The organism is Xanthomonas boreopolis (assembly GCF_046529185.1).
GTDB lineage: Bacteria > Pseudomonadota > Gammaproteobacteria > Xanthomonadales > Xanthomonadaceae > Pseudomonas_S > Pseudomonas_S boreopolis.
Window position 1 is genome coordinate 415,370 of the sequence record NZ_CP097162.1, and the last position, 12,870, is coordinate 428,239.

At 64.5% G+C, this 12,870-nt stretch carries 9 protein-coding genes; 6 read left to right on the plus strand and 3 right to left on the minus strand.

All coding sequences use genetic code 11. From position 1 onward, the window contains the following. Positions 1 to 178: 178 nt before the first annotated feature. Positions 179 to 1,075 carry a LysR family transcriptional regulator gene (locus M3M27_RS01805; RefSeq protein WP_217109956.1) on the minus strand — a complete coding sequence of 299 codons (897 nt, stop codon included), beginning with the start codon at positions 1,073 to 1,075 and terminating at the stop codon, positions 179 to 181. A gap of 446 nt (positions 1,076 to 1,521) precedes the next feature. Between M3M27_RS01805 and M3M27_RS01810 the strand changes: the two genes are divergently transcribed. Genes M3M27_RS01810 through M3M27_RS01820 form a run of 3 tightly spaced genes read left to right on the plus strand, consistent with a single transcriptional unit; the run spans position 1,522 to position 7,281 of the window. Then, on the plus strand, positions 1,522 to 4,725 hold the full coding sequence (locus tag M3M27_RS01810; RefSeq protein WP_434026979.1) for an efflux RND transporter permease subunit: 3,204 nt from the start codon (positions 1,522 to 1,524) through the stop codon (positions 4,723 to 4,725). Between the two features lies 1 nt (position 4,726). Continuing rightward, positions 4,727 to 5,881: an efflux RND transporter periplasmic adaptor subunit gene (locus tag M3M27_RS01815; protein ID WP_434026980.1), complete on the plus strand. Its 1,155-nt coding sequence runs from the start codon at positions 4,727 to 4,729 to the stop codon at positions 5,879 to 5,881. Continuing rightward, positions 5,881 to 7,281, plus strand: a complete 1,401-nt coding sequence (locus tag M3M27_RS01820; protein WP_434026981.1) for an efflux transporter outer membrane subunit — start codon at positions 5,881 to 5,883, stop codon at positions 7,279 to 7,281. Before M3M27_RS01815 ends, M3M27_RS01820 begins: the two co-directional genes overlap by 1 nt. Before the next feature lie 9 nt (positions 7,282 to 7,290). On the opposite strand, the gene M3M27_RS01825 is transcribed toward M3M27_RS01820, so the two are convergent. Then, positions 7,291 to 8,184, minus strand: coding sequence for a LysR family transcriptional regulator (locus M3M27_RS01825; RefSeq protein ID WP_434026982.1), 894 nt, complete (start codon positions 8,182 to 8,184; stop codon positions 7,291 to 7,293). An 806-nt stretch (positions 8,185 to 8,990) separates the two neighbouring features. After that, positions 8,991 to 10,838 carry a MobH family relaxase gene (gene mobH / locus M3M27_RS01830; protein WP_217109960.1) on the minus strand — a complete coding sequence of 616 codons (1,848 nt, stop codon included), beginning with the start codon at positions 10,836 to 10,838 and terminating at the stop codon, positions 8,991 to 8,993. Positions 10,839 to 11,154: 316 nt separating this feature from the next. Between mobH and M3M27_RS01835 the strand changes: the two genes are divergently transcribed. The 3 genes from M3M27_RS01835 to M3M27_RS01845 all read left to right on the plus strand — a co-directional run bounded on the left by M3M27_RS01835 (position 11,155) and on the right by M3M27_RS01845 (position 12,870). Beyond that, entirely contained in the window at positions 11,155 to 11,781 is a 627-nt protein-coding gene (locus M3M27_RS01835; RefSeq protein WP_434026983.1) for an integrase, read from the plus strand. A 12-nt stretch (positions 11,782 to 11,793) separates the two neighbouring features. Further along, positions 11,794 to 12,447 carry an RES family NAD+ phosphorylase gene (locus M3M27_RS01840; RefSeq protein ID WP_217109962.1) on the plus strand — a complete coding sequence of 218 codons (654 nt, stop codon included), beginning with the start codon at positions 11,794 to 11,796 and terminating at the stop codon, positions 12,445 to 12,447. A gap of 63 nt (positions 12,448 to 12,510) precedes the next feature. After that, positions 12,511 to 12,870, plus strand: a complete 360-nt coding sequence (locus tag M3M27_RS01845) for a DUF3742 family protein (RefSeq protein WP_217109963.1) — start codon at positions 12,511 to 12,513, stop codon at positions 12,868 to 12,870.

The window sequence follows — 12,870 nt, forward strand, 5'->3', positions numbered from 1 at the left end:
CATGAAGCCCGCGCTGCACGACAGGATGAAAGAGCTGGGCACCTGCCTCGATCATGGGCCGGTGCGATCATTCATCATAGGAAACAAGCCGCCGAAGGATTAGAGGCCCAATTACGCATGTATTCATGATCCGGCCTCATGAATTGCCTCTGACCTGTATATGGGGTGCGCTATTCGCTCAGGGAGCGCTGTGGCGCAGCGCCTCAACGATGACCTGCAACACTGGTGAGAACTGTCGGCGGTTGGCGTAGTACAGGTGGTAGCCTGGGAATGGCTGGCACCACGCATCGAGCACGCGAATCAGCCGCCCCGCAGCGATGTGATCCAGCACCATGTCCTCCGGCAGGAAGGCCAGGCCGCAGCCATCGAGAGCCGCGCGCAGAACGGGAGAACTGCTGTTGAACACCCATTGGCCTTCCACGCGCACGTTCAATTCCTGCCTGCCGTTGGACAGTTCCCAAGCGTAGATCCCGCCGTATGTGGGCAGGCGCCTGTTGATGCAATTGTGGTCGGCCAGATCGTGCGGATTGCGGGGTTGGTTGCGTGCTGAGAAATAGGCCGGCGAGCCGACCACGGCCATGCGCAGATCCGGGCCAATGCGCACCGCGATCATGTCCTTGGCGACCTGATCGCCGAGCCGAACCCCTGCGTCGTAGCGCTGCGCGACGATATCGGTGAGCGCGTAGTCGATGTTGATTTCCGCCTTGATGTCCGGATAGTCCGGAAGCACCTTCGACAGTTTGGGATACAGGACGGTGATCGCGGCGTGCTCCGCTGCGCTGATGCGGATCGCTCCGGCGGGCTTGTCGCGAAACGCGCTGACGGAGGCCAGTTCCGCTTCGATTTCCTCGAACCGAGGTGATATGGACTGGAACAAGCGCTCACCAGCATCGGTCGGTGCAATGCGGCGCGTCGTTCGAGTCAGTAAACGAACCCCAAGCCGCTCCTCCAGACCCCGCATGGTGTGACTCAAGGCCGACTGAGAAACCCCAAGCACCGCTGCCGCTTTCGTGAAGCTGCCCTCGCGAGCCACCGTCACAAAAGCGATTAGGTCGTTAAAGTTCTCTCTTGCCATTTATGAAATCACCTCATAGTGGTATTCATATTATGCCATCTAATCAAATTCGATGGTCGTCTGTACAGTCACGTTTGAACCCGTCCTGGCATGCGGCGGAAGGCCTGTTCGGCCTTTCAGCAATGTGCCTGAAAGGCGAAGAGCCAGCTCTCATGAAGCGTCGCAATCGCCATGTGAGCCTGCTGCAGGCGGGTGGAAGACATCGCATGTCTTAACGGCGTTCTCGATCTTGGTGAGCCATGCAGGATTCGCATCTTCTGGAAGACGGCGTGCATTGCCGACTCTTGCGCGTGTGGTGAGTCCCGCGGCCATTCGGCCGAAGGGCACGCCATCAAGATTCTGTTCGACTGCCCAGGCATGGCCTTGGATGCCTCGGCATGGCGGTCGCGATTTCATCGTCTGTTCCAAAGGAGTTTCTGGATGACCGACCGCATCGGAGCCGCGCAATGCTGATGCGCATCGTACTCGTCGCCCTGCGGCGGCCCTATACCTTCGTCGTCATGGCGCTACTGATCCTCATCGGCGGCATCCTGACCATGTTGCGCACGCCGACCGACATCTTCCCCGAGATCCGCATCCCAGTGATCGCTACTGCATGGCAGTACACCGGCCTGCCGCCGGACGAGATGGCTGGACGCATCACCTCGCCGTTCCAGCGCATCCTCAGCGCCTCGGTCAACAACATCGAGCGGATCGAAGCCAACACCTATCCGGGTGTGGGCATCGTCAAGATCTTCTTCCAGCCCGGCGTGGACGTGGCCACCGCCAACGCGCAGATCACCGCAGCCTCTCAGGTGGCACTGCGGCAGATGCCTGCGGGCATTCAGCCGCCGGTGATCCTCAACTACAACGCCGCCACCGTGCCGATCGTGCAGTTGGCCCTCTCGGGCGAAGGCATGACCGAGCAGGAACTGTTCGACCTGGGCATGAACACGGTGCGCACGCCGCTGATCACGGTGCCCGGCGCAGTCATCCCGCTGCCCTACGGTGGCGTGCAACGGCAGGTGCAGATCGATCTGAAGCCCGAGGCCCTGCAGGCCCGTGGGCTGTCGGCGCAGGACGTATCTGCCGCGCTGGCCGCGCACAATGTGCTTACCCCCATCGGCACGCAAAAGATCGACGATCGCGAGTACACCCTGCAGCTCAACAGTGCGCCCTCCGCGATCGCGGAGATCGGCGAGCTGCCGGTCAAGGTGGTCAATGGCGCGACGATCTACCTGCGCGACGTGGCCGACGTGCGCGACGGCAACGCGCCGCAGACCAACATCGTGCATGTGGACGGCAACCGCTCGGTGCTGATGACCGTGCTCAAGAGTGGTTCGGCCTCCACGCTGGCGATTGTCGATGGCATCCGCGCCATGCTCGACGATATGCGTGCCGCGCTGCCCGAGGCGCTGCGCGTGGTGCCGATCAACGACCAGTCGGTGTTCGTGCGCGCGGCAGTGCAAGGTGTGGCCTTGGAAGCGGTCATCGCCGGCACCATGACCAGCCTGATGATCCTGCTGTTCCTGGGAAGTTGGCGCTCCACTGTCATCATCGCCATCTCCATTCCGCTGTCCATCCTCGGCTCGATCATGGCACTGGCGGCTTTGGGCCAGACCATGAACCTCATGACGCTGGGCGGTCTGGCGCTGGCGATCGGCATCCTGGTGGACGATGCCACGGTGACCATCGAGAACGTCAACTGGCATCTCGAACAGGGAAAGGACGTGGAGACCGCCATCCTCGACGGCGCGCGGCAGATCGTCGCCCCGGCCTTCGTCTCGCTGCTGTGCATCTGCATCGCCTTCGTGCCGATGTTCTTCCTCGACGGCGTGTCGCGCTTTCTGTTCGTGCCGATGGCGCTGTCGGTGATCTTCGCGATGGTCTGCTCGTTCATCCTCTCGCGCACCCTGGTGCCGACGATGGCCAGGTACCTGCTCAGGCCGCATGCGCCGCATACCGACCTGCACGGCAACGATGAGGCGCTGCCGCCATCGCGCAATCCGCTGGTGCGCTTCCAGCGTCGCTTCGAGGCCCGCTTCGAGCGCTTCCGCGACGGCTACCGCGACCTGCTGCAAGCTGCGCTGGCAAACCGCAAGCGCTTCCTGGTCGGCTTCGTGGTCGTGATCGCGGCATCGTTCTCGCTGGTGCCGTTCCTCGGCGCCAATTTCTTCCCCTCGGTGGATTCCGGCCAGGTGCTCATGCACGTGCGCCTGCCCGTAGGCACCCGGGTGGAGGAAACCGCATCGCGCTTCGCCGAGATCGAGCGGGCGATCCGCCGTGTCATCCCCTCCGAGCAGATCGAGACGCTGGTGGACAACATCGGCCTGCCGCCGAGCAACATCAACCTGACCTACAACAACACCGGCGTGATGGGGCCGCAGGACGGCGACTTCCAGATCGCTCTGCGAGACGGCAGCCGACCGACCGCTGACTACGTGAAAGAGTTGCGCAAGGTGCTGCCGGAACAGTTCCCCGACGCGACCTTCTCCTTCCCGCCGGCCGACATCGTCAGTCAGATCCTCAACTTCGGTGCCCCGGCGCCTATCGACATCCAGGTGCGCGGCGCCAATCTCGACGGGAATTTCGCCTATGCGCAGGACCTGCTCAAACGCATCCGCACCATTCCAGGCGTAGCCGATGCGCGTATCCAGCAGTCGAACCAAGCGCCCAAGTTCGATGTGGCGCTGGACCGTACTCAGGCGCAGTTGCTGGGGCTGACCACGCGCGACGTGACCAACAGCCTGGTAACCAACCTCGCCGGCAGCAGCCAGGTGGCGCCCACGTTCTGGCTGAATCCGGCTAACGGCGTGAGCTACCCGATCGTGATCCAGACCCCGCAGCGCGATCTGGATTCGCTGGCCGCGTTGTCCAATCTGCCGGTGGGCAGCGGCACGGCCAGCGGCGACACGACGTTGGGCGGTGTGGCGACCTTCACGCGCGGCAACGCCAATGCGCTCGTGAGCCAGTACAACATCCAGCCAATGGTGCAGATCCATGCCGCAACGCAGGATCGTGATCTGGCTGCGGTGGCCGCCGATATTCGCAAGGTACTGGCCGATACCGCAGGCGACATGCCGCGTGGCTCGACCGTGCAACTGATGGGCCAGGTGGACACCATGGACCGCGCGTTCTCGGGCCTGTTCTTCGGCCTGATCGGTGCCATCGTGCTGATCTACTTCCTGATCGTGGTGAACTTCCAGTCTTGGCTGGATCCGGCGGTGATCGTCTCGGCGCTGTCGGCGGCGCTGGCCGGCATCATCTGGATGCTGTTTGCCACCGACACCACGCTGTCGGTTCCGGCGCTGACCGGCGCCATCATGTGCATGGGGGTGGCCACCGCCAACAGCGTACTGGTCACCAGCTTCGCCCGCGAGCGCCTGGCCGAACTGGGTGATGCCACCGCGGCCGCACTGGAAGCCGGTTTCGTGCGCTTCCGCCCGGTGCTGATGACCGCGCTGGCGATGATCATCGGCATGCTGCCGATGGCATTGGGCGTCGGCGAAGGCGGCGAGCAGAACGCGCCGCTCGGCCGCGCCGTGATCGGCGGACTGCTGTTCGCCACGGTCGCCACCCTGATGTTCGTGCCGGTGCTGTTCAGCCTGGTGCATGGCCGGCCTTCCAGTCGCCCCGAACCCACGCCGCAGCCGGCCCTTGGAGAGTCCTGACATGACCCACGCAACCCCATCCAAGCGCCGCCGCTACCTGCCCGCGCTCATCCTCATCGCGGTGGCGGCGGCCATCGTGGTCACCGGCCTCGTGACCCGTTGGTCACGTGCCGAGCAGTTGCGGGAAGATGCGCAGACCCAAAGCGTTCGCACGGTGGCCGTGATCTTGCCGTCCCCGATCGAAGGCAGCGCGCTGGCACTGCCGGGCCGCATCGAAGCCTGGTCGCGTGCGCCGATCTATGCCCGCGTCAGCGGCTACCTCAAGCGCTGGTCGCGCGACATCGGCGAGCCGGTCAAGGCCGGGCAGGTGCTGGCCGAGATCGACACGCCCGACGTGGATCAGGAGCTTCAGCAGGCGCGCGCCGAGTTGGCCCGCGCGCGCAGCGAGGCGGCGCTGGCCGACACCACGGCACGGCGCTGGCAATCGCTGCTGACCAGCGATTCGGTATCGCGGCAGGAGGTCGAAGAGCGCGTGGCCGACCACACCGCCAAGCAGGCCGCTGTCAATGCGCTTCAAGCCAATGTCGAACGCCTCCAGACCATGCAGCAGTACCGGCGACTGACCGCACCGTTCGACGGCATCGTCACCGCGCGCAACACCGATGTCGGCGCGCTGATCAACGTCGGTTCGAGCGCGGGCAGTGAATTGTTCGTCGTCTCCGACGTTCGGCGCTTGCGCATCTATGTGAACGTGCCGCAGCGTCAGGTGGCGGCAATCCGCAGCGGCGCCAAGGCGCAGGTGAACGTGCCCGAACGGCCCGGCGAGACGTTCGAGGCCACCGTCCAGTCGCTGGCGCAGGCCATCGATGCGAGCACGGGTGCGATGCGGGTGCAGCTCACGGTGGACAACGCCGACGGCCGGCTGCTGCCCGGTGGCTTCGCCACCGTGCGTTTCGAGGCGGTGGGCGGCACCCAGGCCCTGGGCCTGCCACCCAGCGCGCTGATCGTCGGGCGCAACGGTGTGCAGGTGGCCTTGGTGGATAACGAGGGCCGCGCGCAACTGCGCCCGGTGACGATCGCGCGTGACCTCGGCCGGGTGGTCGAACTGACCAACGGGGTCAGCGAAGGCGATCGCGTGATCAACAGCCCGCCCGACGGCATCGCCGATGGCGATGTGGTGCGCATCGCGGCGGCCGCGCAGGAGCCGGCGAAGTGATGCAGCCGCGCCTTATTGCTCTGCTCCTGGTCGCCTGCGGTCTTGCCGGGTGTGCGCACGTGGCCGAGATGCCGACGGTGCCCCTGCCCGAGGTGCCGGCCTACCGGGGTGCACCGCAGGCGGCAGCGGTTCCGGCCTTGCAGCGCGACACTTGGTGGACCCTGTACCAAGACCCCGAGCTGGACCGGCTGCAACAGCAACTGCTGGCCAACAGCCCCGACCTGGGCAGTGCCCTGGCACGCTACCAGCAGGCGCGCGCCGCGACCGATTCGCTGCGCGCGGCCCGCCTGCCGAGCGTTGGCGCTTCCGCGGAGGTGGTGCGCACTCGCCAGTCAGAGAACCGGCCGCTGCGCGGCGCGGGTTCGTCGAACTACTACAACAGCGGCACGCTGAGCCTGAGCCTGGACTACGAGTTGGACCTGTGGGGGCGTATCAGCCGACAGGTCGCTGCGGGCGCCGCCGAAGAACAGGCGGCGCAGGCAGACCTGGCCGGCGCTCAGTTGGCATTGCAGGCACAACTGGCAGACACCCTGCTGGCGCTGCGGGGTGCCGATCAGGAGATCGAACTGCTGCGCGAGACAGAGGCCGCGTTCGGACGTGCGGCCGGCATGGTCGTCGAGCGCCACCGGGCCGGGCTGGCGTCGGGGCTCGATGTCGCTCAGGCCGAAGCGCAACAGGAGTCCGCGCGCTCGCAACTGCATCAGGTACAGGCGCAGCGCGACGTCCTCGAACATGCGATCGCCGCCTTGGTGGGTTCCCATGCCTCGACGTTTTCCATCCAGGCTGCACCGGCTTCCGACGTGCTGCCCACAATTCCCACCGGCGTACCTTCGGAACTGCTGCAGCGCCGCCCCGACATCGCTGCGGCCCAGCGCCGTGTCGCTGCGGCCAATGCTGGCGTCGGTGTGGCCCGCACGGCCTTCTTTCCGTCGCTGCGCCTGAGCGCCACGGGCGGCTACCAGAGCAGCGACCTGGGCAACATCATCGCAGCGCCGAACGTGTTCTGGGCCATCGGGCCGGGTTTGCTGGCCAACCTGTTCGACGGTGGACGCCGCCGGGCCGAGGTCGCACGCGCCGAAGCGGTGCTGGACGAGACCGGCCAGACCTATCGCGCCACGGTGCTCGCCGCGTTCCAGCAGGTCGAAGATCAGTTGGCACTGCTTCGGCGCTATGGCGATGCGACACAAGCGGAGCAGCGCACAGTGGCGGCCTCGCGGCGCGCGCTGGACATGGCCACCAGCCGCTATCGCGACGGCGCGGCCAGCTATCTCGACGTGGTGGCCGCACAGACCACCAACCTGCAGGCGCGGCGCAACGCGCTGGATTTGGCTACGCGCCAGCGGCGAGCGACTGTGCAACTGATCCGGGCGATCGGGGGCGGATGGTCGTTTGAAGGCTGATCGTGCCCGCTACTTCCGATGGCGAAGTGTTTCGACCAGAAAACTCAGCGCACGCGAGGAATGACGGCGGCTTGGATAGTAGAGGTGGTAACCGGGGAACTTGGGGCACCAAGTCTTGAGGACCTGCTTCAAGCGTCCGGTTTCGATATGCGGGCGCGCGATGTCTTCAGGAATGAAGCACAGCCCGAGCCCGGCCAAGGTCGCGCCGAGAATCTGGGAGAGATTGTTCAGTACCAGTTGGCCATCGACACGGACGTTCAGCTTGCGACCGTCCTTCTCCAACTCCCATGCGTACAGGCCGCCCGAGGTGGGAAAGCGCAGGTTGATGCAATTGTGCTGGGTCAGATCGTGAGGTGATCGGGGCCTGGCATGCCGTTCAAAGTAGCTCGGTGAGCCGACCACCGCCATGGAAATGTCCGGCGAAATGCGAACCGCGGTCATGCCCTTGGCAACCTGATGGCCGAGGCGGATGCCCGCATCAAATCTGTCGGCGACGATATCGGTGAGCCCGTAGTCGATGCACACCTCGACTCGGAAATCCGGGTGGGCCGGCAAGACGTGCTCAAGCTTGGGCCAAAGAATGGTCTCGGCCGCGTGTTCTGCCGTGGTGACGCGGACCAACCCTGCGGGCTTGTCCTGCAGTTCTCGGATCGTCGCCACTTCGGCCTCGATCTCGTCGAGTTGAGGTGCAACGCTGCGCAGTAGGCGCTCTCCCGCATCGGTCGGCGAAACGCTGCGCGTCGTGCGCGTCAACAACCGCACGCCCAGCTTGGTCTCGAACGCGCGGATGCTGTGGCTCAGTGCAGACTGCGAGACACCAAGGTGCGACGCGGCACGGGTGAAGCTGCGTTCCCGTGCCACGGTGATGAATGCGGTCAGATCGTTGTAATTTTCGCGCGGCATTGATGAATCCATCTCATGGGCGTTTGCTGATTCTACTGCCTAGTCATGTATCTGCGACCCGAGTAACTTCCAAGGCTAGGGTCTGTTCGGCGGGTAGGCAGCGCATAAAACCAGGATCGTCCAAGTCGTAAGACAAGGCAATGATGGATCGGCAGTGGCCGGCACTTTGGTGCTCAGCATCGGTCCCCATGATTCAACGCTCCTTCGGCGATGCACTGCCAGCCTGGCATGCCGCGAACATTTCATTGGGCTTTTTGCGCGGCGCCGTATCGCCGTGCGTTGAAGGAGTACACGCATGTGCGATCAGCATGACATTAGTGGATCAGGCTCGGATTCCATGCGTACTGGCGCAGGCAGGTCTTGATGGTGGGTGCCGGTTTGGCCATCGCACCGATGCTTGCCAGTGCCGTATCGGGCGACTTGGCCCAAGCCCGGGCGGCATCTGCCGGTCCAGTTGTCGGCATGGGCCCCTATCCCGCGCGTGCGTATGCCACTGCCACTGCGTCGAGCGGTTTGGCGCCGATGCAAATCCAGCATCGCGCGCTTCAGCCGGAGGACGTCCTGATCGATGTCCTGTGCTGCGGCATCTGTCACTCGGACATACACACCGCACGCGACGAGTGGAACGCGGTGATGCCGACGGCGTAAACCACGGGCATGGATTTGGGTGTCGATGGTGCTTTCCTGCTGCGCGAATGAAACCCGGCAATGAGACGTACAGATGTGCAGTGGGAAAACACCAGATTCCTCATTAGCGGCCCTTGCCCGAAGCAAGGCCTCACGGGAGATAGCCCAGCCCCGTCAGTTCACCCATCCTGGGCCAAGGAAAGATAGGGATTGTTGGGCGGTAGCTCGACCAACGCGAGGTTGGCGTCTTTCAGAAGATAGCCATGCAGACGGCGTGACTTCCTCGGCCCAACCACATCGCAGTTCCAGATGTTCAGCCCACTGGCCTGCTTCCTGTGCAGCCCCAACTTCTCAAAGCGCTTCTGTGCCCATTGCCAATCCTGCAGATTCTCCTGCTTTGCCAACGCTCCTACTTGCGGGTGCTCTTGCGAATAGCGCTGGAACACGCCCGGACTGACCAGGTAGGCCGTGTCGCTCACGGTATGCACGAGTGCCTTCGCATCGTTGATGATGAGCCGGCGCGAAGCGATTCCCTGTTTCAGCCATGCCATGAAATGCTCGCCGGATGGCTGCGCGGTAGCGGACGATGACGCAGTTGGAGGCATAGGCGATGGCGAGGAAGCTGAGGCCGACGCTGGCATGGAAGTGTCGGATTGTGTGGCGTGGGAGTCATGCGAGATGGCCTCGGCATCCTGTTGCATGCCAGTTGAATCGCTCGTAGCGACCATCGCCAGTATGTCCTCCAGCGCGTCGGGCGCGTCCTGGGGCGTGGACGGCGGGACCAGGGCACCGCTGCTTTCCTCTGGACATGCGTCCTGGCCTACCGGGGGCAGCTTCTCGGCGATTACCGTCTGGGTGAGCGGCGCATCGGTCGGTACGGCCTCGATCGCCACCATGCCGGCGAAAGGAGCAGGCCGTTCGCTCGATTCCCAGATCAAGGCGGGCGCGAGTCGCAACAGGGTGAACGAGTGGGACCATCCGGTCGCGCTGGTTACGGTCGCGCGCCAGATCGCCTTGCCGTCTGTCGTGGGCTGCAACATCCCATGATCCTGCAGTACGTTGAACACGGCCGTGTTGTTTGCAGGGATGCCGTCAATGCCCTGGGACAGTAGGTGCGCGCGCAGCTTGTCGGAGACCGTCTTGCTCACCAGCCATAGTGCTTCCTCGGTGAGCCAGCCATCGGAGGCCTCGGGCTGGTTCAGCTTCAACTCTTCTTTGAGCAGGTAGCGCAACCCGTCCAGCAGCTTGCGCTGCAGCGCGTGCTTGGGCGCGGCCATGGCGCGTGCTGGATCGCCGCCCAGCTCCTGGGCGACGGAAGCGCGGTCGGCTTGCACGACCAACTCGCCCAGCACTCCGGCGTGCTCGTACTGTCCGGCGAGGACGTAGAGCAGCGGCGCCCATAGGGATGGATAGCCGCTGAGCCAGTCCAACAGATCGTCGTCCAGCAGTTGGCGGTAAAGCAAGCCTGTCGCGGCGCTGTGCAGGCGGTATTCGCGATCGTCGCGGTAGCGGAAGCGGTACGGCTGATGCAGCGGGCCGTGCCACGGGTGCCAGGTGCTGCCATCGGCCAGTTCGACATGCAGATCGACAGCGATCTTGCCGATGTCGTGCAGCAGCGCGGCGTATGCGACGGCGGCGGTCCAGGCCTCGGACTGCGCCGCCTGGTCCTCGGGGCTGGCGCCGATGGGCAGCAGATGGGACTGCCGCAGCTTCAGGCTGTAGGCGACGATTTCGAGGCCGTGGTCGAGCATGCCGCCTGGATAGGCATGGTGGTGCGCCTCGGAAGCCGGGAAGGCCTGGACCAGCTCGGCGTAGCGCTCCAGCGGTGCGCGGTACAGGGTGGTGAACTGCCTGCGAGAGAGCGAGGTACGCTGCCAGATGTGTTCCAGCAGCTTCTGCCGGCGTGGTTTCGCCAGCAGCGACGCGGCCGACTCCGGCCGCATCAACCCTTTCGGGAGGTCGATGGCGGGTGCTGGCGACGGCGCGGCAGCGACCGGGGGCCGTTTTCGCTGGAACAGGGAGAGCATGTCGGTGTCCTGATGGCGGGCCGGGCGGGAGGCCTTTTCGCCTTTTTGAGGTAGGGCCTTTCCCCTTGCACCCCATTCCCTTGCCGTTTCGACCCTTTGGCCTTTAACCGTTTCGGTATAGCCGGGCCTGGGTTGCGTCTCCAGCGTCAATGTGGAACCCGCACGAATGGATTGGACGGAGACCTGGCGCTGGCCTCTGCCTATGCTGCGGGGACGCTACCCCCGGCAGGTAGGCTCTCGTTCAGGCGACTAAGTTGACAAATGCGACAAGGGAGACTAGAGTGAATCCTGTCTCAAACCTGCTTGGGAGATGACCATGCCCACCGCCATTGAATTCATTGCCGATCGTCTGCCGCGCGTCACCGTGGAGGACGTGCGCCGTTTCGCGGATACCGTTGAAATCCGGGATGCGCCGGCTTTCGCGGCCGAGTTGCAGGCGTTCATTCACGAGCGCGTGGAGGCGGTAAAACTGCCAGCCAACCTCGAAGGCGAAACGGTGGAGCAGGCCCTGGCGCGCAAGGCGGCCGCGCTGCGCACCGAAACGCGCTGGGCCCCGACTGAAACCGACGTCCAGCGAGGCCGCGCCGTGTTGCTGGAAGCCTTCAACCAGCCGCACAACCTGCCGATCCCCGAGTACGCCAAGCTGGCGGACAAGTCGCGCCAGCAGATCTACAAGGACATCCTCGCCCGTCGGCTGCTGGCGCTGAACGTGGGGCCGCGCGGCCAGAAGCTGCCCGACTGGCAGCTCGATCCGGTGAAGCAGCAGTTGACCCAAACCGTGCTTCAGGAGGTCGAGGGCATCGACCCCTGGACGATCTACCGCGCGCTGTCCGAACCGCTTGAAGGCTTGGGCGGTCGCTCGCCGGTGGATGCGGTGACGCATGGCACGATCGACGACGTGGCCGAGGCCGTGTTCAACGTGCTGGGCGTTCAGGTGCATTGACGCGAGACCGCCATGAGCCACGAGCTGCCTTCGTTCCTGATCGATGCCGGTGAACTGCTCCAGCATGTGAGCCGCGTCGTCTATCGAGGCAGCCCGCTGTACTATGGCCGCAGCAGCACTAATCGCTACGACGACCCGGCGCGGGCCTACGGCGTGCTCTACCTGGGACGCGACCTGCCGACGGCGCTGATGGAGTCGGTGTTTCACAAGCACCAGTGGCTTGAGGACGCGAAACGCTCGATCGCGCTGAAAGAAGTCCAGGGCCGGATGGTGCGCGCCGTAGGGGTGATGGCTGACGTGCTCCTGGCCGACCTCACGGCACCGGGCGTCATGGCGGGCTACTTCGGCCTGAACCTGGAGCAGTTGGCCAGCCGCGACTACACGCACACGCAGCAGGTGTCTGCCCAGGTGCATGCGATGCGCGGAGACGACAGTGAGCCGCTGTTCGACGGGGTGCTCTACCCGTCGCGCAACAACTATCCCGCCAAGAGCATCGCCCTGTTCGAGCGTGCCGGAGCGAAGGTCAGCGTCATCGAGGACATCGACCTGGTTGACCATGTGGACTGGCCGCGTTTCGTTGCCACCTACCGCATCGGCGTGGAACCTGACCCAGGCCCGGTGGAACCGGATGACGAAGCGTCCGGAAGCAGCAAGAAAACACATTGAAGCCTCAAACCTACTGAAGTGGAGCAAACTGGAATAGGCATTCCTCAGCAGCAGGAGACGACCGTGAACACGACGACCCGCACCAGCACCGCAGAACGCCTTGGCCGCGCCTTTGGCCGTGGATGGCGCGTCTATGTGCGCGGCGAACGGCGTGCGTCGAACTGGTTGGTATCCAAGGGTGTGCCGGTAGCTGGCGCTGTCGTGCTTGTGTGGGTGGTCAAGCTGGCCGCACTCGGGGCGCTGCTGTACACCACCTTCTGGCTGGCTCTGTTGCTGGTGTGCGTCATGGTCGTTGCCTGGATGGCCCGCAACGCCGACTTGGGCGAGGAGTTGCCCGAGCCAGAATGGCGAAACGGACCAGCCGGGTTCGGCCTGTACACCTACGACGGTTTTCGCATTGATCCTCATGTCGAGGACGACTAG